Here is a 23,798-nt window from a genome sequence, read left to right on the forward strand (position 1 = left end):
GACGGCCGGCCGCGGACCGGAGCCGGGGCCGGATGGCTGCACGCATCGAGGATTACGCGCTCGTCGGGGATTGCCGCAGCGCCGCGCTGATCAGCCGGCAGGGCAGCGTCGACTGGCTGTGCTGGCCGCGCTTCGACGCCGCCGCCCTGTTCACCAGCCTCCTGGGAACCGAGGCTCACGGTTTCTGGAAGATCTTCCCCGAGGCCGAGAACGTCGAGACCCGCTGGTCCTACCGGCCGGGCAGCCTCGTGCTGGAGACCCGCCACACGACGCGGCAGGGCGAGGTCCTGGTCACGGATTTCATGCCGGTCGGCGACGGGTCCCATCTGGTGCGGCTCGTCGAGGGCGTGCACGGGCGCGTCGCCATGCGGATGGAGATGGCGGTCCGCTTCGATTACGGCTCGGCCGTGCCCTGGGTCTCCCGCTCGGAGCTGGGCGACCTGCGCGCCGTCTCGGGCCCCCACAAGGTCGTGCTGCGCACCGACGTCCATCTCAAAGGATCGGACGCGCAGACGACGGTCTCCGAGTTCACCGTCCACGCCGGCGAGAAGCACCGCTTCGTCCTGAGCTACGGCCCCTCGCACGAGGACGACCCGGCCCCGATCGAGCCGCGCAAGGTCCTCGAGGCCACCGACCAGCACTGGCGCGAATGGTCGTCGCGCTGCACCGGCGGCACGGAATGGGACCGGATGCTCCAGCGCTCGCTGCTGACCCTCAAGGCGCTGATCTACGAACCCACCGGCGGCATCGTGGCGGCGCCCACTGCCTCGCTGCCCGAGGGGCTCGGCGGGATCCGGAACTGGGATTACCGCTTCTGCTGGCTGCGCGACTCGACCCTGACGCTGATCGCCCTGATGGACGGGGGCTACATCGACGAGGCGCGCGACTGGCTGGGCTGGCTGCTCCGGGCCGTGGCGGGCAATCCCGAGCAGGCGCACATCCTCTACGGCATCGCCGGCGAGCGGCTGCTGCCCGAGATCGAGCTGGACTGGCTGCCGGGCTACGAGAACTCGCGGCCCGTCCGCATCGGCAACGCTGCCGCCAGCCAGTTCCAGCTCGACGTCTACGGCGAGCTGTTCGACGCGCTCTATCAGGCCCATGCCCGCGGCCTGCCGGTGAGCAAGGACGGGATACGGGTCGGTCTCGCGATCCTGAACCACCTGGAGACGGCGTGGCGCGAGCCCGACGAGGGGATCTGGGAGGTGCGCGGCGGACGCCGCCACTTCACCCACTCGAAGGTGATGGCCTGGGTGGCGTTCGACCGGGCCCTGCGCATGCACGAGATGCACGAGAACGGCGCCACCGACGAGCAGGCCGCGCGCTGGCGCGCGATCAAGGACGAGATCCACGCCGAGGTCTGCGAGAAGGGCTTCGATCCCGCCCTCAACAGCTTCGTGCAGTCCTACGGCGCGAAGGCGCTGGACGCGAGCCTGCTGCTCATCGCCCATACCGGCTTCCTGCCGCAGCACGATCCCCGGGTGGTCGGCACCGTGGAGGCGATCGGAAAGGGGCTGATGCGGGACGGCTTCATCCTGCGCTACGAGACCGAGGGGCAGACCACCGACGGGCTGACCGGCACCGAGGGGGCTTTCCTCCCCTGCACCTTCTGGTACGTCGACAACCTCATCGGCCTGGGGCGGCGCGACGAGGCCGGGGCGCTGATCGGGCGCCTGATCGGCATCTGCACCGATCTCGGCCTCGTCAGCGAGGAATACGACGTGCAAGCCAAGCGTCTTGTGGGTAACTTCCCTCAGGCGTTCACCCACGTCGCGCTCGTCAACACGCTGCTCAGCTATACGCGCGGCGAAGGGCCGGCGGATCGGCAGGGTGGTAAGGCCAACGGAGCCCCTCCCGCCGTCCTACGGCAGCGCGAAGCCGCGAAGCGGACCGCGCGAGGCGAACTGGAAGACGCGACATCATGAGCGGTGCTGACACTCCCGCCAAGGCGGCCCTCGCTGAGATCGATACGCTCAGCATCAACACGATCCGGACGCTCGCGATCGACGCGGTGCAGAAGGCCAACTCCGGCCATGCCGGCGCGCCCATGGCGCTGGCGCCTGTCGCCTACACCCTGTGGAACCGCTACCTGCGCTACGACCCCGCGCACCCGCACTGGCCGAACCGCGACCGGTTCGTGCTGTCCTGCGGCCACGCCTCGATGCTGCTCTACGGGCTGCTGCACCTCGCGGGCGTCGCCGAGAGCGACGGCGGCAACGCCCCGGCGGTGTCGCTGGAGGACATCAGGAAGTTCCGCCAGCTCGACAGCCGCACCCCGGGCCACCCGGAATACCACTTCACCACCGGTGTCGAGACCACGACGGGCCCGCTCGGCCAGGGCGTCGCCAACTCGGTCGGCATGGCCATGGGCAGCCGCTTCCTCGGCCAGCACCTGAACCGGCCGGGCCTGCCGCTGTTCGACTACAACGTCTACGCGGTCTGCTCGGACGGCGACCTCATGGAGGGCGTCGCCTCGGAGGCCGCCTCTCTGGCCGGCCACCTGCGGCTCGCCAACCTCTGCTGGATCTACGACGACAACACCGTCACCATCGAGGGCCACACGGAGCTGGCCTTCGGCGAAGAGGTCGCGACCCGGTTCCTGGCCTACGGCTGGCAGGTGCTGCGCGTGGCCGACGCCAACGACGTGCACGCGCTGGCGGGCTCGATCGAGACCTTCCTGGCCACCAACGACCGCCCGACGCTCATCATCGTGAAGTCGGTGATCGGCTACGGCGCGCCGAAGAAGCAGGGCACCTCCAAGGCCCACTCGGACGCGCTCGGCGAGGACGAGGTGAAGGGCGCCAAGCGCGCCTACGGCTGGCCGGAGGACGCCCAGTTCCTCGTGCCGGACGGCGTGCAGGAGAACTTCCGCAACGGCATCGGCAAGCGCGGCGCCGGCCTTTACGACGCGTGGCAGGACCTGCTCGGCAAGGCGAAGGCGGCCGATGCCGATCATGCCGAGGACCTGAACGCCTTCCTGGAAGGCCGCCTGCCGGCCGGCTGGGACAAGGACATCCCGGTCTTCGAGCCGGACGCCAAGGGCCTCGCCACCCGCGAATCCTCCGGCAAGGTGCTGAACGCCATCGCCCAGCACGTGCCGTTCCTGCTCGGCGGCTCGGCGGATCTGGCCCCGTCCAACAAGTCGAACCTGACCTTCGAGGGCGCGGGCTCGTTCGGCCCGTTCTCGCCGGGCGGTCGCAACCTGCATTTCGGCGTCCGCGAGCACGCCATGGGCTCGATCGTGAACGGGCTCGGCCTCTCCGGGCTGCGGGCCTACGGCGCGACCTTCCTGGTCTTCGCGGACTACATGCGGCCGCCGATCCGGCTCGCCTCCCTGATGGAGCTGCCGGTCTTCCACATCTTCACCCACGACTCGATCGGCGTGGGCGAGGACGGGCCGACCCACCAGCCGGTGGAGCAGCTCCTGTCGCTGCGCTGCATCCCGGGCCTCGTGACCCTGCGCCCGGCCGACGCCAACGAGGTCGCCGAGGCCTACCGGGTGATCTTCACGCTGAAGAACCAGCCGGCGGTTCTCGCCCTCTCGCGCCAGCCGCTGCCGACCCTCGACCGCGCGAAGTACGGGGCCGCCTCCGGCACCGCCAAGGGCGGCTACGTGCTGGCCGACAGCGAGGGCACGCCCGACGTGATCCTGCTCGCGTCGGGCTCCGAGGTGCAGCTCTGCGTCGGCGCCTACGAGGCCCTGAAGGCCGAGGGGGTGAAGGCCCGGGTGGTGTCGATGCCGTCCTGGGACCTGTTCGAGCGCCAGGACGAGGCCTACCGCGATTCGGTGCTGCCCCCCGCCGTCAAGGCCCGGGTGGCCGTCGAGCAGGGCAGCGTCATCGGCTGGGACCGCTACGCCGGCTCCGAGGGCGCGATCATCGGCATGCACACCTTCGGCGCCTCGGCGCCGATCAAGGATCTCCAGACCAAGTTCGGTTTTACCCCCGAGAAGGTCCTGGACGCCGCGAAGGCGCAGGTGGCCAAGCACAGGACGTAGCCCGGGGGCCCGCTCTCCCGCCCGATCCGGGCGGGAGGGTGCGTTCGGGCGAGAGTACGCGGTACGCGAGGCGAGGAACCGACATGAACGCGCTCAAGGCCCTGCACGACGAACAGGATCAGGCGGTCTGGCTCGACTTCGTGGCCCGCGGATTCATCGAGAAGGGCGAGCTGAAGCAGCTCGTGGAGCGCGACGGCCTGCGGGGCGTCACCTCCAACCCGTCGATCTTCGAGAAGGCGATCGGCCACTCGGACGAGTACGACGACAGCCTGAAGGCCGTGCAGGCGACCGGCGACAGCCGCGTCATCGACCTCTACGAGGGGCTCGCCATCGCCGACATCCAGGCGGCCGCCGACGTGCTCCGCCCGGTCTACGAGGCGAGCGACGGCGCCGACGGCTACGTCAGCCTGGAGGTCTCGCCCTACCTCGCCCTCGACACCGAGGAGACGCTGGCCGAGGCGCGGCGCCTGCACAAGGCGGTCTCGCGCGACAACCTGATGGTGAAGGTGCCGGCCACGCCGCAGGGCATTCCGGCGATCCGGCAGCTGACCAGCGAGGGCATCTCGATCAACGTCACCCTGCTGTTCTCGCAGGAGGCCTACGAGGCCGTGGCCCGCGCCTTCATCGACGGTCTCGACGCGCGCGCGAAGGCCGGCCACGACGTGTCGCGGATCGCCAGCGTGGCGAGCTTCTTCATCAGCCGGATCGACGTGCTGGTCGACAAGCTCCTCGACGAGAAGATCGCGCAGGCCAACGACCCGGACGAGAAGTTCGCCCTGGAGCAGCTCAAGGGCAAGGTGGCGATCGCCAACGCCAAGCTGGCCTACCAGCGCTACAAGACGATCTTCGCCGAATCCAAGTGGACCGCCCTGGCCGAGAAGGGCGCCAAGGCGCAGCGCCTGCTCTGGGCCTCCACGGGCGTGAAGAACAAGGCCTACTCCGACGTCCTCTACGTCGAGGAGCTGATCGGGCCGAACACCGTCAACACGATGCCGCCCGCCACCATGGACGCGTTCCGCGACCACGGCGTGGTGCGGGCGACGATCGAGGAGGACGTGCCGGGCGCCGAGGCGGTGATGAGCCGCCTCGCCCGGGCCGGGATCGACATCGAGGCGGTCGCCGAGCAGCTGGTGAAGGAGGGCGTGCAGCTCTTCATCGACGCCGCCGACAACCTGCTGGGCGCCGTCGCCGGCAAGCGCGTCGCGCTGCTGGGGCACCGGCTGGACGGCCAGAGCCTCGCCATGGACGACACCCTGGCGACCGAGGCGAAGAAGGCCGTCGAGTCCTGGCGTGCCAGCGGGTCGATCCGCCGGCTCTGGGCGGGCGACGCCTCGGTCTGGTCCGGCCACGACGAGGCGAGCTGGCTCGGCTGGCTGCACATCGTCGAGGAGGAGCTCGAGAAGGCCGCCGACTACGCCGCCTTCTCCGACTGGGTGAGGGCGCAGGGCTTCACCGACGCGGTCGTGCTCGGCATGGGCGGGTCGAGCCTCGGCCCGGAGGTCCTGAGCCTGACCTACGGCCAGCGCGAGGGATTCCCGAAGCTCCAGATCCTCGACTCGACTCACCCGGATCAGGTGCGCGCCCTGGAGGCGAGCATCGACCTGGCCAAGACGCTGTTCATCGTCGCGTCCAAGTCCGGCTCGACCCTGGAGCCGAACGTCTTCCGCGACTACTTCCTGGCCCGCGCCAAGGCGGTGCTCGGCGACCGGGCCGGCGACCACTTCGTGGCCGTGACCGATCCGGGCTCCGACATGGAGCGCGCCGCGCAGGCGGACAACTTCAAGAAGATCTTCTACGGCGTGAAGCAGATCGGCGGGCGCTACTCGGTGCTTTCCGCCTTCGGCCTCGTGCCGGCCGCCGCCATGGGCCTCGACGTGAAGGCGCTCCTCGAGACCGCCCGCATCATGGTCCGCTCCTGCGGCCCGGCCGTGCCGCCGGCCGTGAACCCGGGCGTCCTGCTGGGTACGGCCATCGGAGCCGCGGCGCTCGCCGGCCGCGACAAGGTGACGACCGTCGCCTCCCCGGCGATCGCGAGCTTCGGCGCCTGGGCCGAGCAGCTGATCGCGGAATCGACCGGCAAGCAGGGCAAGGGCCTCGTGCCGGTGGATGGCGAGCCGGTCGGCGTTCCGGCGGTCTACGGCCACGACCGGTTCTTCATCTACCTCCGCCTCGACGGCAACGCCGAGGCCTCGCAGGACGAGGCCCTGCGCGCCCTGGAGCGGGACGGCCACCCGATCGCCCGCATCACTCTGGATTCGATCGAGCAGCTGCCGCAGGAATTCTACCGCCTGGAGATGGCCACCGCGGTGGCCGGCGCGGTGATCGGGATCAACCCGTTCGACCAGCCCGACGTCGAGGCCAGCAAGGTCGAGACCAAGAAGCTGTTCGCCGAGGCCGAGGCGAAGGGCGCCCTCCCCGCCGAGACGCCGCTCTACGAGGACGACTGGGTGGCGCTCTACGCCGATCCGCGGAACGCCGACGCCCTCAAGCCGGCCGCCGAGGGGCTCGAGGCCGCGATCAAGGCGCAGATCGGACGCCTGAAGGACGGCGATTACCTGGGGCTCCTGGCCTACGTCCCGCGCGACGCCGAGGCCGCCGCCATCCTGCAGGAGCCGCGGATCGCCGTGCGCGACGCCCGCAAGGTCGCGACCTGCCTGGAATTCGGGCCGCGGTTCCTCCACTCGACCGGCCAGGCCTACAAGGGCGGCCCGGACACCGGCGTGTTCCTGCAGATCACTTCGGACGCTGCGGAGGACTTGCCGATCCCGGGCCGGAAGCTCGGGTTCAGCACCGTCGTCGCGGCGCAGGCGCGGGGGGACTTCGCCGTCCTCGCCGAGCGCGGCCGACGGGCGCTGCGGGTCCATCTCAAGGGCGGCGACACGAAGGCCGGCCTCGTCCGGGTCGCGGCAGCCCTGAAGATGGCGGTCGTCTAGCCGCCCCGGACCGGCGGCGGGGTGCTTCCCGGCCCGCCGCCGGGCCGCCGCGGCAGGCCTCGTCCCGCGAGCGGGCGAGGCGCGCGGATCGCCTGTGACGTCGGTGAAGCCGTAGGGGCCTGACCCTCGCCGCGCGGGGGCAATCGGTAAGGAAGGGCAGCAATGCAACTCGGCATGATCGGCCTCGGCCGGATGGGCGGCAACATCGTCCGGCGTCTCCTGCGCGACGGGCATACCGCCGTGGTGTTCGACCAGAACCCGGCGGCCGTCGCCGCCCTGGTCGAGGCCGGCGCGGTCGGCGCGTCGAGCCTGGAGGATCTGGTCTCCAAGCTGGAGGTGCCGCGCGCGGCCTGGGTGATGCTGCCGGCCGGGGCGATCACCGAGCAGACCGTCGAGGCGCTCTCGGGGCTGATGCAGGCGGACGACTGCATCATCGACGGCGGCAACTCCTTCTACGGCGACGATGTCCGCCGCGGGGCCGCCCTGAAGGAGAAGGGCCTGCACTACGTGGATGTCGGCACCTCGGGCGGCGTCTGGGGCCTGGAGCGCGGCTACTGCATGATGATCGGCGGCGACAAAGAGGCGGTCGACCGCCTCGACCCGATCTTCAAGACCCTGGCGCCCGGCATCGGCGACATCCCGAAGACGCCGAACCGCGAGGGGCGCGACCCCCGCGCCGAGCAGGGCTACATCCACGCGGGGCCGACCGGCGCCGGCCACTTCGTCAAGATGGTCCATAACGGCATCGAGTACGGCCTGATGCAGGCCTACGCGGAGGGTTTCGACATCCTCCGCCACGCCAACGCGTCCGACCTGCCGGCCGAGCGCCGCTTCGATCTCAACATGGGCGACATCGCCGAGGTCTGGCGCCGCGGCAGCGTCGTCTCGTCCTGGCTACTCGACCTGACCGCCCAGGCGCTCGCGGGCGACGAGCAGCTCACCGACTTCTCCGGCTACGTCGAGGACTCGGGCGAGGGCCGCTGGACCATCAACGCCGCCGTCGAGGAGGGCGTCCCGGCGACGGTGCTCTCCGCCGCCCTCTACCGCCGCTTCCGCTCCCGCGAGCACGCGAGCTACGCCGACAAGCTGCTCTCGGCGATGCGCAAGGGCTTCGGCGGCCACCAGGAGCCGAAGGGCTGAGCGGGACGCCCGCAGGCCGACCTGTCCGACCCCCGAAGCCGCAGGGCCCGAACCCATGAGCCTTCCCGTCGGAACCCACGTCCTGAAGGATCCGGAGGCGGTCGCTCGCGAGGCGGCCGAGCGGATCATCGTGGCCTGCGGCGAGAGCCGGTCCGAGCGGATCGCGCTCTGCCTCTCGGGCGGCTCGACGCCCAAGGTGCTGTACGGCCTGCTCGCCGGGCCGGACTACGCGGCCCGGGTGCCGTGGGAGCGGATTCACTGGTTCTTCGGGGACGACCGCGCCGTGCCTTGGGACGATCCGCGCAGCAACGTCCGGATGGTCCGGGAGGCGTTCGGCCACGGGTCCCGGATCCCGCCGACGCATCTCCACTTCATCCCGTCCGACGCGGGCCCGGAGGCGGGCGCCCGCGCCTACGAGCGGACGCTCCTCGACTTCTACGGCGCCGAGCGCCTCGATCCCGCCCGGCCGCTGTTCGACCTCGTGCTGCTCGGCCTCGGCGAGGACGGCCACACCGCCTCGCTGTTTCCCGGCAAGCCCGCCGTCGACGAGACCCGGCGGCTCGTCGCCGCCGTGCCGGAGGCCGGCCTGGAGCCGTTCGTCCCCCGGGTCAGCCTGACGCTGCCGACGCTCGCGTCCTCCCGGCACGTGCTGTTCCTCGTCACCGGGGCCGGCAAGCGGGCGCCGCTGGCCCGGCTGGCCGCCGGCGAGTCCCTGCCCGCCGGGCGCGTGACCAGCACCGGCGCCGTGGCGTGGCTGCTCGACGAGGCCGCCGCCGGTCAAATCTGACCGTCGATCCTGCTACCCGCGGACGGCCCGTCCGCGCGCGTGGCTGTGCTTCGCCACCAGGGTCGGGATTCCGGCGTCAGTCTCGCGAGGATGACGGCACCCTCGCAACCGGATTTCCCGCGCGCGTGGTTTCGCGCAATGATCTTGCCGTCGGGCGCCATATCGCGCTCGAGAACGCAACCCGCCGGTTCCGGGCCTCGGATATCCTTCGCGCAGCCTCGTGAAGGGCACCGAAGGAGACCGGCCGATGCCGCAGACCACGACCCCGACCGACGTCGAGGCGATGATGGCGAACCTCGCCCGCTCCGCGCGCCGCTCGCCGGAGGCCTATCTGGCCTCGGCCCGGGCGACCCTGGTGCGCCTGCTGGCCCAGCCGGACCTGCTCGATCCGTCGCGGCTGGTCGGCCGGGGGCCCGGCCTGAGCCGGAACCTCCTGTTCGGCACCGAGGCGATCAGCGTCTGGGCGATGGTCTGGGCGCCCGGCACGGTCACGCCGGTCCACGACCATCACTGCTCGTGCTGTTTCGGCCTGCTGCGCGGCAGCCTGCGGGAGACGTGGTACCGCCCGATCAGCGAGACCCACGCGGTGGCGACGCGGGACGTCGTCCGCGCGCCCGGCTTCGTCGCCTGCATGATGCCCTCGGGACCCAACCTGCACCGGATCGCGAACGATGGGCCGGAGGCGGCCGTCTCGATCCACGTCTACGGCTACGACCACCGGGCGCAGGACTCGTCGATCCACCGGACCTACGCGGTGGCGGCGGGCTGAGTCCCGCCGCGGCGCGGCCGCGTCACGCCACGTAGATCGTCGGGACGGCGGTCGTGTACTTCATCTCCTCCATGGCGATGGAGGAGGACAGGTTCGAGAAGTCGAGCTTGGCGATGAGGCGCTGGTAGACCGCGTCGTAGGCCTCGATATCCGGGACGACGATCCGCAGCAGGTAGTCGATCTCGCCGGTCAGGCGCCACGCCTCGACGATCTCCGGGAAGCCGGCGACCACCCGCCGGAACGCGTCCGACCAGTCGGCGGCGTGGCGCGGCGCCTTGACGGCCACGAACACCGTGGTGGGGACGTTGACCTTGCGGCGGTCCACCAGGGCGACCCGGCGGCGGATCACCCCGGAGGCCTCCAGCTTCTTCACCCGCCGCCAGCACGGCGCCGCGCTGATGCCGACCTGCTCGGCGAGCTCGGCCACCGGGAGGGTCGCGTCCTGCTGGAGGAGATCGAGGATCTTCCGGTCCACGGCGTCCATGCGAGCGATGCTCCCGTCGGCGGGTCCGGACCGGACTACAGGGCGAAGTGCTTCGACAGCTTGAGCCCCTGGGCCTGGTAGTTCGAGCCGGCGCCCGCCCCGTAGAGCGTCTCCGGCAGGTCGAGCATCCGCTCGTAGACGAGGCGGCCGACGATCTGCCCGTCCTCCAGGAGGAAGGGCACGTCGCGGGAGCGGACCTCCAGCACGGCCCGCGCGCCCGCGCCGCCGGCCCCGGCATAGCCGAAGCCCGGGTCGAAGAAGCCCGCGTAGTGGACGCGGAACTCGCCCACCAGGGGATCGAACGGCACCATCTCGGCGGCGTGGTCCGGCGGGACCTGCACCGCCTCCTTGGAGGCCAGGATGTAGAACTGGCCGGGATCGAGGATCAGGCTGCCCGACCCGTCGGCCGCGAGGGGCTCCCAGAAATCCGCGGCCCGGTGGCGGCCGGGGGCGTCCACGTCCACGAGGCCGGTGTGGCGCTTCGCCCGGTAGCCGATCAGGCCGTCGAAGCCGGCGAGGTCCACCGACACCGCCACGCCGCCCTGGAAGGACGGGTTGCCGGCGTCGACCAGGGCCGAGCGGGCGTGCAGCAGGCCGAGCTCGGTCTCGGTCAGCCGCGGCGCCCCGCGGCGGAAGCGGATCTGCGACAGCCGCGAGCCGCTGCGCACGAGGACCGGGAAGGTGCGCGGCGAGATCTCCGCGTAGAGCGGCCCGTCGTAGCCGGGCTCGACCTGGTCGAAGGCCTCGCCCCGGTCGGTGATCACGCGGGTGAAGACGTCGATGCGCCCGGTCGAGCTCTTCGGGTTCGCGGCCGCCGCGAGGTCGGCCGGCAGGGCGAGGCTCTCCTGAAGCTCCGCGATGTAGACGCAGCCCGTCTCCAGGACAGCGCCCGGGCGCAGGTCCACGGCGTGCAGCGACAGCCGGTCGACGCAGGCCTGGACCGTCCGTCCCGAGCCGGGCAGGAAGCTCGTCCGCACCCGGTAGGCCTTGGCGCCCAGGCGCAGGTCGAGGCTCGCGGGCTGGATCTGATCGGCTGCGAAGGGGCTCGCGGTCCGGATGGCGCCCGCCTGCGCGAGGGCGGCGATCGCCTGGGCCGGCAGGATGCCCGACCGGCCGTCCGCGCTCGACTCGGCGGCTCCCGTGGCTGCGCCCGCGTTCATCGCGCCCCTGACTCCCTCGCGCGCCCCGGCAGGTCCGCGTCACTCCGATCAGCGTTGTCCGCCGGGACCCGCTAACGCGGGCTTAACCGCTTCCGGAGGCCCGGTCATGCCGGCGCCGCGCCCGGCGGGTCGCCGCGCCGCGCGAGGTAGTCCGCCGCAATTGACGGCGATTCCGCCGCCCACTACCACCGGCCAGGAAGCGCGTTCCATTCGGCTTCAACGAGTCGTACCGTCCGAAGAAGGGCCAATTAGGGCGATGTACAAGGCCGAGACGCGGGGAATAAGTGTGACGGTCCAGTCTCGTTTCGTCGAGGAGGAGTCCTCGCCGACCGAGAGCCGGTATTTCTTCGCCTACACGGTCGAGATCGTGAACAACGGCAGCGAGCAGGTCCAGCTGCGCTCGCGCCACTGGCGGATCATCGACGGCCACGGGGCCTGCCAGGAAGTCCGCGGCACCGGCGTGGTCGGCAAGCAGCCGGTGCTGGAGCCGGGCGAGTCCTTCTGCTACACCAGCGGCTGTCCGCTCAACACGCCCGACGGGTTGATGGCCGGCAGCTACACCATGGCGACGGTGGCCGGCGAGAGCTTCGAGGCCGAGATCCCCGCCTTCTCCCTCGACAGCCCGCACGTCCGCCGCAGCCTGCACTGAGGTCCCGGCCCGGGGCCTCGCCCCGGAGGAACCCATGTCCGCGACCGGCGAGCGGCTGAGCCCGCTCGACATGCTCGCCCGCCTCGTGTCCTTCGACACGGAGAGCGACAAGTCCAACCTCGCCCTGATCGACGCCGTCTGCGCCTATCTCGACGGCTGGGACGTCCCGTACCTGCGCCTCCCGAACGCGGCGGGCGACAAGGCCGCCATCCTCGCCACGGTCGGCCCGATGGTCGACGGCGGCACCGTCCTGTCCGGCCATACCGACGTGGTGCCGGTCGCGGGCCAGGCCTGGACCGGCGACCCGTTCACCCTGCGCGTCGCCGACGGTCGGGCCTACGGACGGGGCGCGGTCGACATGAAGGGCTTCGACGCGCTGGCCCTGGCCCTGGTGCCGGACATGATCGCCGCCGGCCTGACGCGGCCGATCCACATCCTGCTCTCCTACGACGAGGAGACGACCTGCCTCGGCTCCATGGACGGGATCGCGCGGTTCGGCGCCGGGCTGCCCCGGCCGGCCGCGGTGATCGTCGGCGAGCCCACCGGGATGGAGGTGGCGGACGCCCACAAGAGCATCGTCACCTGCCTCACGACGGTCCACGGCCACGAGGCCCATTCCGCCCGCCCCGCCCTCGGCGCGAACGCCGTGTCGGCGGCCTGCGACCTCGTCGCCGGCCTCAACCGGATCGCCGACCTGATGATCGAGCGCGGCGACCGGTCCGGGCGGTTCGACCCGGCCTCGACCACGGTGCATGTCGGGACGATCCAGGGCGGCACCGCCCGCAACATCCTCGCCAAGGAGTGCCGCTTCCTCTGGGAGTACCGCGGCCTGCCGGATCTCGACCCGGCCGAGATCCCGCGGCTGTTCGCGGTCGAGGTCGAGCGGGTCACCCGCGAGCGCCTCAACCGCTACGGCGAGTTCGGGCGGATCGAGACCCTGGAGGAGGTCGACATCCCCGGCCTCGCCCCGGAGCCGGGCTCTGCGGCCGAGCGCCTCTGCCTGCGCCTCGCCGAACGCAACCGCACCGTCGCGGTCCCCTACGCCACGGAAGCCGGGCGGTTCCAGGCTGCGGGACTCCCGACAGTGGTCTGCGGCCCCGGCGACATCGCCCAGGCGCACCAGCCGGACGAGTTCATCACCCTCGACGCCCTGGGCCAGGGGGAGCAGTTCCTGCGCAAACTGATCGAGGCCCGCGCGTCATGAATGCGATGACCGGTATCACCATCAAGCTGCGACCGCTGGAGCGGGAGGACCTGCGCTTCGTCCACCAGCTCAACAACAACGACAGCATCATGCGCTACTGGTTCGAGGAGGCCTACGAGTCCTTCGCGGAACTCCAGCAGCTGTACGAGCGCAACATCCACAATCAGACCGAGCGGCGCTTCATCGTGGCCGATCCGAGCGGGGAGCCGGCCGGGCTGATCGAGCTCGTCGAGATCAACCACCTGCACCGGCGCTGCGAGTTCCAGATCGCGATCCACCCGAGCTTCCAGGGCCGCGGCTACGCCTGGCAGGCCACCCGGATCGCCATGGATTACGCGTTCAGCGTGCTCAACATCCACAAGCTCTACCTGCACGTCGACCGGGACAATGCCCGGGCCGTGCGGATCTACGAGCGTTGCGGCTTCCACCCCGAGGGCGTGCTGAAGGACGAGTTCTTCGTGAACGGGCGCTACCGCGACGCCGTGCGGATGTGCCTGTTCCAGCCCGAATACCTGAGGGCCCGCGGCGGGGGCGGCGACATCGCGGAGCCCGTCCTGAAGGTCTGAACCGGGTCCGGTTCGCCGCCCGCGGACGCCGTCGACCCGAAACGACGCGGGGGAGGAGCCCGTCGGCCCCTCCCCCCACGCGCACGCCGCTCAGTTGCGGCCGGCAGCACCGCCCGCCTGGCCGCCGGCCCGTCCGGCGCCCTGCGCGCCACCGCCCATGGAGCCGGTGCCGCCCGCGCTGCCGCTCATGCCGCCGCGCTCGGCGCCGCCCGTCCGGCCGCCCTCGGCGCCGGACTTCATGCCGCCCTGCTGGCCGCCGCGATCCGAGGCGTTGCGGATGCCGTCCTGCTGGCCGCCGCGCATGTCGCTGTTGCGCATGCCGTCGTTCTTGCCCTCCTGCTGACGAGAGGCCTTGTCCATCCCGCGATCCTGGCCGCGGTCGTTCCGGTCCGTCCGGCCGTCGTTGCGGCCCTCGTTCCGCGACGCGTTGCGGATGCCGTCGCGCTCGCCGCGGTTGTCGAAGCGCGCGCCGGCGCGCTGCTCGGAGCGGAAGCTCGCGCTGACCGCGCCGCCGCCGCTCAGGCGCCGGTACTCGGCCGACCCGTAGCGCACCCGCTGGCCGCGGATCGTCACGAAGCGGTCCTCCTGGACGGTGACGAGGCGGCGGTACTCGGGCGAGCCGTACAGGACCCGCTGCCCGCGGATCACGACGTAGCGCTCGCGCGGGCCGGTCTCGCGGACACTGACCAGGCGGCGGTACTCGGGCGAGCCGTACAGCACCCGCTGGCCACGGATCACGACGTAGCGCTCGCGCGGGCCGCGGTTCTCGGTGACGATCAGGCGGCGATATTCCGGCGAGCCGTAGACGACCCGGCGGCCGCCGATGAACACGTAGCGGCCCTCGTGGCGGAAGCCGCCCTCGACCCGCTCGGACCGGACATCCGTCCGGCTCGCGTCGGTCCGGCCGCGGAAATCGGCGCGGTCGGCGCGACGGTCACCGCGGCGGTCACCGCGATCGGCACGCGCGCCGTCGCGATCACCGCGCTCGTTCCGGTCGGCGCGGGCCCCGTCGCGGTCGCCCCGCTCGGCGCCGGCCCGGTCCTTGTCCTGAGCCGTGCGATCCTGGCCGGTGCGGCCCTCGCCGCCGGCCTCGCGGCCCTGCGCGGACCGCCCCGCCTCGGCGCCGGAGCGGTCGGACGCCGCCTGGCGACCGCCCTTCATGTCGCCCTGCGCGCCACCCTGCGCGCCACCCTGCGCACTGCCCTGCGCACTGCCCTGCATGCCGCCGCGCTCGCCGCCGCCGGCCTTCATGCCGGACTCGGCGCCACCCTGACCGCCGCGACCGCCCATCCCGGCGCCGCGATCGGCGCCACCCTGCTGAGCGTAGGCCGAGGTGCTGATCAGCAGCGCGGCCAATCCGATCGACAATTTCCGCATGGCGAACCCTCCAATGTTGAATCTGCCACGCAACGTCAAAGGTCGCGAAACGGTTCAGCCTCGAGGGCTCAAAAATTTACGCAACGAATACCGATCTCAGTGCGTTTCGCGCGGAAAAGCTTGGCCGTAGACGGGGGTATGCTGCTCCGCACACCCGCTGCCCGGCCTTCTACTGGCTCGGCTGTCCGGAGATCTCGGCCTCGACCTCCCGGGGATCGAGGTCGTAGCGCCGGGAGCAGAACTCGCAGGTGATGACGATGCGCCCGTCGTCCGCCACCATCTCGTGCCGCTCCTGCGGGGTGAACGAGCGGATCATGCCCATCACGCGCTCCCGCGAGCAGCGGCAGGTCTCGTGGACCGGCTGACGGTCGAACACCCGCACCCCGCGCTCGTGGAACAGGCGGTAGAGCAGCCGCTCGCTGGACACGTGCGGATCAACCAGCTCGTGGTCCTCGATGGTCGCGACCAGCGAGCGGGCCTCGACCCAGGCATCGTCCTCCGGCGCGTTCCCCGAGAGGTGCGCGTGGCCCTCCGGGATGTCGCCCGGGGGCAGGTCCGCGAGGCGCGCCCGGTCGACCGACTGGGGCAGGAACTGCACGAGCAGGCCGCCGGCCCGCCAGCGCCCGGCCCCCTCTTCCACGGCCTCGGCCACGGCGAGGCGCACCTGCGTGGGGATCTGCTCCGACTGGCGGAAATACTGGTGCGCGGCCTCTTCCAGGCTCTGGCCCTCGAGGGCGACGACGCCCTGGTAGCGGCTCGCGGCGGTGCCCTGGTCGATGGTCATGGCGAGATGACCGGTGCCGATCAGCTCGGCATCCTTGAGCGGGCCGGTGCCGAGGGCGGCGACCCGCTCCGGCTCGAACCGCGCGGTGGCGCGCAGCCGATCCGGGGCCTCGAAATCGACCACGATCATCGCGACCGGACCGTCAGTCTTGGTCTGGAGCTGGAACCGGCCCTCGAACTTCAGCGACGAGCCGAGCAGCACCGTCAGCGCCGCGGCCTCGCCGAGGAGGCGCGCAACCGGGTCCGGGTAGCCGTGGCGGCGCAGGATCGTGTCGACGGCCGGGCCGAGCCGGACGACGCGGCCGCGCACGTCCAGCGCCTCGACGGCGAAGGGCAGCACGGCGTCGTCCGCGCCGGCATGGCCGTTGCCGGCATTCTGGGTCTGGGATGGCGACTGGGGGTGCGACTGCGTTCCTGAGGTCATGCCCTCTCCGATCGATGCGTCCGGCGGCGCGTGCCGGCAATGCGGGGATCCGTCCTCCCGGAGGCCGGGCGGCGTGAGGCGATGACCTTGGCGGAGCGATCGGATCCCTCACCCCGTCCAGCCCGGAGCGGGAGCGGCGGCGCAGCGCGCCCCGCTCGTCGCCGGGATGCCGCCTTCCGGCGGCCGTGATGGGGAGACGGGCAGCACGGGCCGCCCGCTCACGCCTATATGGTGCGCCGACCCCGCGAGCGCGAGGCCGGACAGTGTGCCGGCGGGATCAGAGCCCGCTGGCGCCGAGGCACCAGGCCAGGATGCCCTTCTGCGCGTGCAGGCGGTTCTCGGCCTCGTCGAACACCACGGAGCGCGGACCGTCCATCACCTCGGCCGTCACCTCCTCGCCGCGGTGGGCCGGGAGGCAGTGCATGAAGATCGCGCCCGGATTCGCCGCCGCCATCAGCTTGTCGTTGACCTGATAGGGGCTGAGCAGGTTGTGCCGGTGCGCCTCGTCGTCGTCGCCCATGGACACCCAGCAATCGGTGACGACGGCATCGACGCCGTCCACCGCCGCGAAGGCGTCGGTGGTGACGTGGACGTCGGCGCCCTCCTGCTGCGCCCAGGCGAGGAGCGCCGGCGGCGGCGCGAGTTCCGGCGGGCTCGCGACGTTGAGCGTGAAGTCGAACCGGGCGGCGGCGTGGACCCAGCTCGCCAGCACGTTGTTCGAATCGCCGGACCACGCGACCTTGCGGCCCCGGATCGGCCCGCGATGCTCCTCGAAGGTCAGCACGTCGGCCATGATCTGGCACGGGTGCGAGACCTTGGTCAGGGCGTTGATCACCGGGACGGTGGCGTACTCGGCCAGCTCCAGCATCTGACCGTGGTCGAGGATGCGGATCATGATCGCGTCGACGAAGCGCGAGAGCACCTGCGCGGTGTCGCCGATGGTCTCGCCGCGGCCGAGCTGCATCTCGGAGCCGGTGAGCATCAGGGTCTCGCCGCCGAGCTCGCGCATCGCCACGTCGAAGGAGACGCGGGTGCGGGTCGAGGGCCGGTCGAACACCATGGCGAGGGTCTTGCCGGTGAGCGGGCGCTCGGCGGCCAGCTCGCCCTTGCGGCGGCGCGCCTTGATGGCGGCGCTGGCATCGAGGACCCGGCGCAGCTCCGCCCCGGAGAAATCCTTGAGGTCGAGGAAATGACGAGGGCCGGCACCGTTCAGGTGCCTGGCCGGGGCCTGTGCCCGGCCGTCAATCTGGGCTTTCATCGCGTCACAATAACTAGAGTCTGCTCAACGATCACCTGATCATGAACCGCACTCTACCTCCTGGCAGGGGCATGTCCGTCACGCGCGGCGGGATCGACCGCGCCCGGAAATGCTTCGGGCCGCCCTCCGGGGTCCGGAGGGCGGTGTTCTCAATCGCGCGGATCGATCCTACTCGGCCGCGCCGCGCACGGCCTCGAAGCCGGACGCCGCCGCGTCCAGGCGGCGGACCGCCTCGTCGATCTCGGCCTCGCCGATGGTCAGCGGCGGCAGCAGGCGGACGATGTTGTCGCCCGCCGGGATGACCAGCAGATGGGCGTCCCGCGCGGCGGCGGCGAACTCGGTGTTCGGCACGCCGAGCTTGAGGCCGAGCATCAGCCCCTCGCCGCGGATCTCCTGGATGACGTGCGGGTGGCGGTCGCGCAGGGCCGCGAGCTTCTGCTTGAGCAGCAGGCCGGAGCGGGCGACGCGCGCGAGGAAACCCTCCGCCAGCACCACGTCCAGCACGGCGTTGCCCACCGCCATGGCGAGCGGGTTGCCGCCGAAGGTGGTGCCGTGCGTGCCGGCGGTCATGCCGCGCGCGGCCTCGCGGGTCGCGAGGCAGGCGCCCAGGGGGAAGCCGCCGCCGATGCCCTTGGCGACGCTCATGATGTCCGGGGTGATGCCGGACCATTCGTGCGCGAACAGCCGGCCGGTGCGGCCGACGCCGGTCTGGACCTCGTCCATGATCAGCAGGAGGCCGTTGGCGTCGCAGATCTCGCGCAGCCGGCGCAGGTCCGCGTGGGGGATCTCCCGCACGCCGCCCTCACCCTGGATCGGCTCGATCATCAGCGCCGCCGTCTCCGGCCCGATCGCCGCCTCCAGCGCCGCCCAGTCGCCGGCCGGGACCTGGTCGAAGCCCTCGACCTTCGGACCGAAGCCCTCGATGTACTTCTCCTGCCCGCCGGCCGCGAGCGTCGCCAGCGTCCGCCCGTGGAAGGCGCCCGCGAAGGTGACGATCCGGTAGCGCTCCGGCTGCCCGCCGGCCGCGTGGTACTTGCGGGCGATCTTGATCGCCGCCTCGTTCGCCTCCGCGCCCGAGTTGCAAAAGAACACCACGTCCGCGAAGGTCGCGTCGACGAGGCGCTGCCCGAGGCGCTCGCCGCCCGGGATCTGGAACAGGTTCGAGGTGTGCCAGATCTTGCCCGCCTGCTCGGTCAGCGCGCCGACGAGGTGCGGGTGGGCGTGGCCGAGGCCGTTCACCGCGATGCCGGCGCCGAAGTCGAGGTATCGCTCCCCGCCCTCCGTCACGAGCCAGGCGCCCTCGCCGCGCTCGAAGGCGAGCGGCGCGCGGACGTAGGTCGGCAGAAGGGCTGACGTCACGGGTCCCATCTCCGTTTCACGCAGGATCCCGGAGCGAGCGTTGAGCCGGCTCCAAATGAAAGTGCCGCCTCAGTCCTGGGCGGCACGCGCGCGATTACTATGAAAGAGCCGGCCCCTGTCAACGTTTCAGTGCCCGGCGGCCCCGCACGGCAGGCCTGCACGCGACACCGATAGAGCTGATCTCGGCGGCAAATCTGCGGCGGTCCGGCCCGGGGCCGCCGGAGAATCGCGGGTCGGCGGAGCGGGCCGGAAGGCCGGCACCGGGACAGGTCGCCGGCGCCGCGATCCCGGCCCTCGCGGCGCGCGGCCCTTGCGCCGCGGGGGGCGGCCGTGCTCCTGCTCCCGCGGATTCGCAGGAACCAGGGAGAACCCGATGAGCTCGATCAAGGAACGCCTGGAGGCGCTGGGCCTGTCCCTGCCGAAGGCGGCGGCGCCGGTCGCCAACTACGTGCCGTTCGTGCACACCGGCAACCTCGTGGTGATCTCCGGCCAGGTCTGCTTCGGCGCGGACGGCGCCATCGCGGCCGAGCACAAGGGCAAGGTCGGCGGCGGCGTCTCGGCCGAGGCCGGCAAGGCGGCCGCGCGCCTCTGCGCCCTCAACGTCCTCGCCCAGCTCGAGGCCGCGGTGGGCGACCTCGATCGCGCGGTGGTCCAGTGCGTGCGGCTCGGCGGCTTCATCAACGCGGCGCCGGGCTTCTCGGCCGTGGCCGGCGTGATGAACGGCGCCTCCGACCTGATGGTCGAGCTCCTCGGCGACCGCGGGCGCCACGCCCGCTCCACCGTCGGCGTGGCCGAGCTGCCCCTCGACGCCGCCGTCGAGGTCGAGGCGATGTTCGAGGTCCGCTGAGGGTGGCCGCCCCCGACTGGCTCACCGCGCGGCCGATCGCCCATCGCGGCCTGCACGACCGCGCGGCGGGCCGGCCGGAGAACACGCTGGCGGCGGCCCGGGCGGCGGCCGCGGGCGGCTTCGCCATCGAGTGCGACGTCCAGCTGAGCGCCGATGGCGAGGCGATGGTCTTCCACGACGCCGCCCTCGGGCGCCTGACCGGGACGAGCGCGGCGGTCGCCGACCGGTCGGCCGCCGAACTCGGGACGCTCACCGTCGCCGGGTCCGGGGAGACGATCCCGACGCTGCCGGCCTTCCTGGCGGCGGTGGCCGGGGCAGTGCCGGTGGTGATCGAGGTGAAGTCCCGCTACGACGGCGACCTGCGGCTCGCGACCCGCACCGCCGAGATCGCCGCGGCCTGCGCCGGGCCGGTGGCGCTGAAATCCTTCGACCCGCAGGTGGTCGCGGCCCTGCGCGACCTCTGCCCCGCCACGGTCCCGCGGGGCATCGTGGCGGAGACGACGCAGGACGATCCGGTCTACGCGGCCCTGACGCCCTCGCTCCGCCGGTCCCTCTCCGACCTGCTGCACCTCGCCGAGACGCGGCCCGACTTCCTGTCCTGGCGGGTGGACGACCTGCCCTGCGCGCCGACCTACCTCTGCCGGTTGCTCGGTCAGGTCCCCGTCATGACCTGGACGGTCCGGACCGCGGAGCAGCGCGCCCGCGCGGCCGCGCACGCGGATCAGATGGTGTTCGAGGGGTTCGTCCCGTAAATTTTCCTACGCCCTGACCGATTCCGTCCGACCAAGATCGCCATGACCGCTTCGAGTGACGCGCGCGCACGCTTCGCGCGGCTCTGCGGGGGCTCGCCCTCGCCGCGACCCTGCTCTCCCCGGCGCCCGCTTCGGCGGCCGACCCGTGCGAGGGCACGACCCAGGCGGATCTCAACGCCTGCGCGGCTGCCGATTACCGGGCCGCCGACACGGCGCTGAACGCCGTCTACGGGCAGCTGATGAAGAAGATCGGTCCGAAGACGAAGGACGCCCTGCGGGGCGCCCAGAAGGCCTGGCTGCCGTACCGGGACGCGACCTGCTTCCTCGAGACCATGGGATTCGACGGGGGCTCGGCCTACGCGATGGAGTACAACGGCTGCCTGAAGGGCCTCACCGACGCGCGGACCAAGGTCCTCAAGGGGTACCTCGACTGCAAGCCGGACGACGTTTCGTGCGTCGGCCGGCTCGGCGAGTGAGCGCGGGCCGCGACGGCGCCGTCCGGTTCGGAGCGCGCGGCGGGTGACGTCGGCGGCCGTCTGACAACGCTGCCATGGTCGCCGCGCGCATCCGCCCGCTTGCTCCCGGCCGGTCACGGGCTAGACTCCGGCCCATGAAGCAAGCACCCGGGCCGACGCCGGAGACCGCCGCACTGACCGTGCGCGCGCTTCCCGGATTGAAGGAGATCGGCGCAGCGGACTGGGATGCCTGCGCCTTCTCGCCCGAGACCCTGGCGGCGGGCGACGAGACCCACAACCCCTTCCTGTCGTACGCCTTCCTGTCGGCGCTGGAGGATTCGGGCTGCGTCTCGCGCAGGACCGGCTGGCTGCCGCTCCACGTCTCGGTCGAGCGCGACGGCGCGCGCCTCGGCGTGGCGCCCTGCTACCTGAAATCGCACAGCCAGGGCGAGTACGTCTTCGACCACGGCTGGGCCGACGCCTACGAGCGGGCCGGCGGCGCCTACTACCCCAAGCTCCAGGTCAGCGTGCCGTTCACGCCGGTGACCGGGCCGCGCTTCCTGATCGCCCCGGGTGCCGATCCCGACGAGGCCACGGCGGGCCTCGTCGCGGGCCTGCGGGCGCTGCGGGGCGAGACCAAGGCCTCCTCGGTCCACGTCACCTTCATGCGCGAGGCGGAGTGGGAGCGGGCCGGCGCGGCCGGCTTCCTGCAGCGCACCGACCAGCAGTTCCACTGGCACAACGACGGCTACGCGACCTTCGACGATTTCCTGTCCGCCCTCGCCTCGCGCAAGCGCAAGACCATCCGCAAGGAGCGCCGCGACGCCCTGGCGCCCGGCATCACCGTGGAGCACCTGACCGGCGCGGCCATCACCGAGGCCCACTGGGACGCGTTCTACGCCTTCTACATGGACACGGGCTCCCGGAAATGGGGACGGCCCTACCTCAACCGCCGGTTCTTCTCGCTCCTGTCCGAGCGCATGGCCGACCGGGTGCTCCTCGTGATGGCCAAGCGCGGCGACGCCTACATCGCGGGGGCCATCAACCTGATCGGCGACACGGCGCTCTACGGGCGCAACTGGGGCTGCATCGAGGACCACCCCTTCCTGCATTTCGAGATCTGCTACTACCAGGCGATCGACTTCGCGATCGCCCGGGGCCTGAAGCGGGTCGAGGCGGGGGCCCAGGGCGAGCACAAGCTCGCCCGCGGCTACCGGCCGGTCCTGATGCACTCGGCCCACGACATCGCCGACCCGGCGCTGCGCCGCGCGGTGGCCGATTACTTGCAGCGGGAGCGCGCCCACGTCGCCGAGGCGGTCGACGTCCTCGACACGCTGACGCCGTTCCGGCGCACGGACGCGGGCGACGCCCGCGAGGGCGCGACGCCGTCCGAAACCTCGTCTCCCAACACATCCTCCCCCGAGAGTGCCGAGTCATGAGCCCGATCGACCGCATCAAGACCTACGCCGACGAGCTGACGGCCCTGCGCCGCGATCTGCACGCCCATCCGGAGCTCGGCTTCGAGGAGGTGCGCACCGCCGGCATCGTGGCCGACCTCCTCGAGACGTTCGGCTGCGAGGTCCATCGCGGCGTCGGCGGCACCGGCGTGGTCGGGCTGCTCAAGGGCCGCACCGACAACGGGAAGCGCATCGGCCTGCGCGCCGACATGGACGCCCTGCCCATCGAGGAGGAGACCAACCTCCCCTATCGCTCGACCTACGCGGGCAAGATGCACGCCTGCGGCCATGACGGGCACACCACGATGCTGGTCGGCGCGGCGCGCTACCTCGCCGAGACCCGCGACTTCGACGGCACCGCGGTGTTCGTGTTCCAGCCGGCCGAGGAGGGGCGCGGCGGCGCCCGGGCCATGCTGAAGGACGGCCTGTTCGAGCGCTTCCCCTGCGACGAGATCTACGGCCTGCACAACCAGCCCGGCGGCGGCCACGGCATGATCAAGCTGCGGCCGGGCCCGATCATGGCGGCGGCGGACTTCTTCGACATCCACATCCGCGGCAAGGGCATCCACGCCGCCCAGCCGCACCGGGGCGTCGACCCGATCATCATCGCCACCGGCCTCGCCCAGGCCCTCCAGTCGATCGTGTCGCGCAACGCCGATCCGCTGAAGTCCATCGTCCTGTCGATCACCCGGATCGAGGCGGGCTCCGCCTACAACGTGATCCCGGAGACGGCCCATCTCGCCGGCACGATCCGCACCTTCGACAAGGAGATCCGGGCGCTCGCCGGCACCCGCATGCGCGAGCTGGCGGCCGGCTTCGGCGCGGCCTACGGCGCCGAGGTCACGGTCGACCTGCAGGACGTGTTCTCCGTCCTGGAGAACGCCCCCGCGCAGGCGGCCGCCGCCACGGAGGTCGCCACCGAGCTCCTGGGCGCCGACAAGGTCGAGGCGAACGTCGTGCCCAAGATGGGCAGCGAGGACTTCGCCGACATGACCATGGCGGTCCCCGGCGCCTATGTCTGGCTCGGCGCCAATCCGGGGCCCGGCCTGCACAATGCCGGCTACAACTTCGACGACTCGATCATCCCGATCGGCAGCGCCTTCCTGGCGCGGATGGTGGAGCGCCGCACCGCGGCCTGACGTGAGGCGGTCCCCGCCGTCCGGGACTTTCCGGACGGCGGGCGATGTCGCCGCGCGCGCCCGGTCGCCGTCGACAGCGCGGCCGATCGGTGCGAATCCTGACGGAATTCGCCCGCGAGCCAACGCGGGCCGCGATGGGAGGGCGCCATGTCACCGGAGATGCGGGAATCGCGCGCGGCGCTCATCCTGCTCGCCACCTCGGTCGGGGCGGTCCTGATATTCGGCGCCTTCACGCTGCTCACGCAGCTCGGCTGAGGCGCG

At 71.9% G+C, this 23,798-nt stretch carries 20 protein-coding genes; 14 read left to right on the forward strand and 6 right to left on the reverse strand.

Annotation, left to right across the window (positions count from 1 at the left end; all coding sequences use genetic code 11):
- Positions 1 to 32 precede the first annotated feature (32 nt).
- The 6 genes from LOK46_RS12425 (at position 33) to LOK46_RS12450 (ending at position 9,623) form a co-directional block, all read left to right on the forward strand.
- Positions 33 to 1,922 carry a glycoside hydrolase family 15 protein gene (locus tag LOK46_RS12425; protein ID WP_273564037.1) on the forward strand — a complete coding sequence of 630 codons (1,890 nt, stop codon included), beginning with the start codon at positions 33 to 35 and terminating at the stop codon, positions 1,920 to 1,922.
- Entirely contained in the window at positions 1,919 to 3,994 is a 2,076-nt protein-coding gene (gene tkt / locus LOK46_RS12430; RefSeq protein WP_273564038.1) for a transketolase, read from the forward strand. Before LOK46_RS12425 ends, tkt begins: the two co-directional genes overlap by 4 nt.
- 83 nt (positions 3,995 to 4,077) lie before the next feature.
- Positions 4,078 to 6,927: a bifunctional transaldolase/phosoglucose isomerase gene (locus LOK46_RS12435; protein WP_273564039.1), complete on the forward strand. Its 2,850-nt coding sequence runs from the start codon at positions 4,078 to 4,080 to the stop codon at positions 6,925 to 6,927.
- Between the two features lie 162 nt (positions 6,928 to 7,089).
- Positions 7,090 to 8,067: a phosphogluconate dehydrogenase (NAD(+)-dependent, decarboxylating) gene (gene gnd, locus LOK46_RS12440; RefSeq protein WP_273564040.1), complete on the forward strand. Its 978-nt coding sequence runs from the start codon at positions 7,090 to 7,092 to the stop codon at positions 8,065 to 8,067.
- A gap of 55 nt (positions 8,068 to 8,122) precedes the next feature.
- Positions 8,123 to 8,854: a 6-phosphogluconolactonase gene (pgl, locus tag LOK46_RS12445; protein ID WP_273564041.1), complete on the forward strand. Its 732-nt coding sequence runs from the start codon at positions 8,123 to 8,125 to the stop codon at positions 8,852 to 8,854.
- Between the two features lie 247 nt (positions 8,855 to 9,101).
- Complete coding sequence (locus tag LOK46_RS12450; protein ID WP_273564042.1) at positions 9,102 to 9,623, forward strand: cysteine dioxygenase; 522 nt, start codon at positions 9,102 to 9,104, stop codon at positions 9,621 to 9,623.
- A gap of 22 nt (positions 9,624 to 9,645) precedes the next feature.
- Here the strand turns inward: LOK46_RS12450 and LOK46_RS12455 are convergent, their stop codons facing one another.
- Both LOK46_RS12455 and LOK46_RS12460 read right to left on the reverse strand, forming a co-directional pair.
- On the reverse strand, positions 9,646 to 10,107 hold the full coding sequence (locus tag LOK46_RS12455; RefSeq protein WP_012319278.1) for an Lrp/AsnC family transcriptional regulator: 462 nt from the start codon (positions 10,105 to 10,107) through the stop codon (positions 9,646 to 9,648).
- A gap of 35 nt (positions 10,108 to 10,142) precedes the next feature.
- Positions 10,143 to 11,267 carry a 2'-deoxycytidine 5'-triphosphate deaminase gene (locus LOK46_RS12460; RefSeq protein ID WP_273564043.1) on the reverse strand — a complete coding sequence of 375 codons (1,125 nt, stop codon included), beginning with the start codon at positions 11,265 to 11,267 and terminating at the stop codon, positions 10,143 to 10,145.
- Positions 11,268 to 11,523: 256 nt separating this feature from the next.
- On the opposite strand from LOK46_RS12460, the gene apaG reads away from it, so the two are divergent.
- Genes apaG through speG form a run of 3 tightly spaced genes read left to right on the forward strand, consistent with a single transcriptional unit; the run spans position 11,524 to position 13,686 of the window.
- Positions 11,524 to 11,916 carry a Co2+/Mg2+ efflux protein ApaG gene (gene apaG / locus LOK46_RS12465; RefSeq protein ID WP_012319280.1) on the forward strand — a complete coding sequence of 131 codons (393 nt, stop codon included), beginning with the start codon at positions 11,524 to 11,526 and terminating at the stop codon, positions 11,914 to 11,916.
- A gap of 34 nt (positions 11,917 to 11,950) precedes the next feature.
- Complete coding sequence (gene argE, locus LOK46_RS12470) at positions 11,951 to 13,120, forward strand: acetylornithine deacetylase (RefSeq protein ID WP_273564044.1); 1,170 nt, start codon at positions 11,951 to 11,953, stop codon at positions 13,118 to 13,120.
- Positions 13,117 to 13,686 carry a spermidine N1-acetyltransferase gene (speG, locus tag LOK46_RS12475; protein ID WP_441010247.1) on the forward strand — a complete coding sequence of 190 codons (570 nt, stop codon included), beginning with the start codon at positions 13,117 to 13,119 and terminating at the stop codon, positions 13,684 to 13,686. The genes argE and speG overlap by 4 nt, the downstream gene beginning before the upstream one ends.
- Before the next feature lie 90 nt (positions 13,687 to 13,776).
- Here the strand turns inward: speG and LOK46_RS12480 are convergent, their stop codons facing one another.
- The 4 genes from LOK46_RS12480 to LOK46_RS12495 form a co-directional block, all read right to left on the reverse strand.
- Positions 13,777 to 15,063 (reverse strand): hypothetical protein, encoded by a 1,287-nt coding sequence (locus LOK46_RS12480; RefSeq protein ID WP_273564045.1) that lies wholly within the window; start codon positions 15,061 to 15,063, stop codon positions 13,777 to 13,779.
- Between the two features lie 169 nt (positions 15,064 to 15,232).
- On the reverse strand, positions 15,233 to 16,270 hold the full coding sequence (locus LOK46_RS12485) for an Hsp33 family molecular chaperone (protein ID WP_273564046.1): 1,038 nt from the start codon (positions 16,268 to 16,270) through the stop codon (positions 15,233 to 15,235).
- A 277-nt stretch (positions 16,271 to 16,547) separates the two neighbouring features.
- A complete protein-coding gene (argF, locus tag LOK46_RS12490; protein WP_020094164.1) occupies positions 16,548 to 17,528 on the reverse strand; it encodes an ornithine carbamoyltransferase in 981 nt (326 codons plus the stop codon).
- Positions 17,529 to 17,696: 168 nt separating this feature from the next.
- Positions 17,697 to 18,887, reverse strand: coding sequence for an aspartate aminotransferase family protein (locus LOK46_RS12495; protein WP_273564047.1), 1,191 nt, complete (start codon positions 18,885 to 18,887; stop codon positions 17,697 to 17,699).
- Between the two features lie 373 nt (positions 18,888 to 19,260).
- Here LOK46_RS12495 and LOK46_RS12500 point away from each other — a divergent pair, with 373 nt between their 5' ends.
- The 5 genes from LOK46_RS12500 (at position 19,261) to LOK46_RS12520 (ending at position 23,537) form a co-directional block, all read left to right on the forward strand.
- Positions 19,261 to 19,734 carry a RidA family protein gene (locus LOK46_RS12500; RefSeq protein WP_273564048.1) on the forward strand — a complete coding sequence of 158 codons (474 nt, stop codon included), beginning with the start codon at positions 19,261 to 19,263 and terminating at the stop codon, positions 19,732 to 19,734.
- A gap of 2 nt (positions 19,735 to 19,736) precedes the next feature.
- Complete coding sequence (locus tag LOK46_RS12505; protein WP_273564049.1) at positions 19,737 to 20,486, forward strand: glycerophosphodiester phosphodiesterase family protein; 750 nt, start codon at positions 19,737 to 19,739, stop codon at positions 20,484 to 20,486.
- A gap of 215 nt (positions 20,487 to 20,701) precedes the next feature.
- Positions 20,702 to 20,962 carry a lysozyme inhibitor LprI family protein gene (locus tag LOK46_RS12510; RefSeq protein WP_443192896.1) on the forward strand — a complete coding sequence of 87 codons (261 nt, stop codon included), beginning with the start codon at positions 20,702 to 20,704 and terminating at the stop codon, positions 20,960 to 20,962.
- A 134-nt stretch (positions 20,963 to 21,096) separates the two neighbouring features.
- The gene (locus LOK46_RS12515; RefSeq protein ID WP_273564050.1) at positions 21,097 to 22,380 is read left to right on the forward strand and encodes a GNAT family N-acetyltransferase; all 1,284 of its coding nucleotides are present in this window, start codon (positions 21,097 to 21,099) and stop codon (positions 22,378 to 22,380) included.
- Positions 22,377 to 23,537: a M20 aminoacylase family protein gene (locus tag LOK46_RS12520; RefSeq protein WP_273564051.1), complete on the forward strand. Its 1,161-nt coding sequence runs from the start codon at positions 22,377 to 22,379 to the stop codon at positions 23,535 to 23,537. Before LOK46_RS12515 ends, LOK46_RS12520 begins: the two co-directional genes overlap by 4 nt.
- Positions 23,538 to 23,798 lie beyond the last annotated feature (261 nt).

The sequence above is a fragment of the Methylobacterium sp. NMS14P genome (assembly GCF_028583545.1).
Lineage (GTDB): Bacteria > Pseudomonadota > Alphaproteobacteria > Rhizobiales > Beijerinckiaceae > Methylobacterium.

Excerpts from the sequence above, each read along its gene's own strand:
- LOK46_RS12425 (WP_273564037.1), top strand. The coding sequence starts at position 33 with ATGGCTGCACGCATCGAGGATTACGCGCTCGTCGGGGATTGCCGCAGC.
- tkt (WP_273564038.1), top strand. The coding sequence starts at position 1,919 with ATGAGCGGTGCTGACACTCCCGCCAAGGCGGCCCTCGCTGAGATCGAT.
- LOK46_RS12435 (WP_273564039.1), top strand. The coding sequence starts at position 4,078 with ATGAACGCGCTCAAGGCCCTGCACGACGAACAGGATCAGGCGGTCTGG.
- gnd (WP_273564040.1), top strand. The coding sequence starts at position 7,090 with ATGCAACTCGGCATGATCGGCCTCGGCCGGATGGGCGGCAACATCGTC.
- pgl (WP_273564041.1), top strand. The coding sequence starts at position 8,123 with ATGAGCCTTCCCGTCGGAACCCACGTCCTGAAGGATCCGGAGGCGGTC.
- LOK46_RS12450 (WP_273564042.1), top strand. The coding sequence starts at position 9,102 with ATGCCGCAGACCACGACCCCGACCGACGTCGAGGCGATGATGGCGAAC.
- LOK46_RS12455 (WP_012319278.1), bottom strand. The coding sequence starts at position 10,107 with ATGGACGCCGTGGACCGGAAGATCCTCGATCTCCTCCAGCAGGACGCG.
- LOK46_RS12460 (WP_273564043.1), bottom strand. The coding sequence starts at position 11,267 with ATGAACGCGGGCGCAGCCACGGGAGCCGCCGAGTCGAGCGCGGACGGC.
- apaG (WP_012319280.1), top strand. The coding sequence starts at position 11,524 with ATGTACAAGGCCGAGACGCGGGGAATAAGTGTGACGGTCCAGTCTCGT.
- argE (WP_273564044.1), top strand. The coding sequence starts at position 11,951 with ATGTCCGCGACCGGCGAGCGGCTGAGCCCGCTCGACATGCTCGCCCGC.
- speG (WP_441010247.1), top strand. The coding sequence starts at position 13,117 with ATGAATGCGATGACCGGTATCACCATCAAGCTGCGACCGCTGGAGCGG.
- LOK46_RS12480 (WP_273564045.1), bottom strand. The coding sequence starts at position 15,063 with ATGCGGAAATTGTCGATCGGATTGGCCGCGCTGCTGATCAGCACCTCG.
- LOK46_RS12485 (WP_273564046.1), bottom strand. The coding sequence starts at position 16,270 with ATGACCTCAGGAACGCAGTCGCACCCCCAGTCGCCATCCCAGACCCAG.
- argF (WP_020094164.1), bottom strand. The coding sequence starts at position 17,528 with ATGAAAGCCCAGATTGACGGCCGGGCACAGGCCCCGGCCAGGCACCTG.
- LOK46_RS12500 (WP_273564048.1), top strand. The coding sequence starts at position 19,261 with ATGAGCTCGATCAAGGAACGCCTGGAGGCGCTGGGCCTGTCCCTGCCG.
- LOK46_RS12515 (WP_273564050.1), top strand. The coding sequence starts at position 21,097 with ATGAAGCAAGCACCCGGGCCGACGCCGGAGACCGCCGCACTGACCGTG.
- LOK46_RS12520 (WP_273564051.1), top strand. The coding sequence starts at position 22,377 with ATGAGCCCGATCGACCGCATCAAGACCTACGCCGACGAGCTGACGGCC.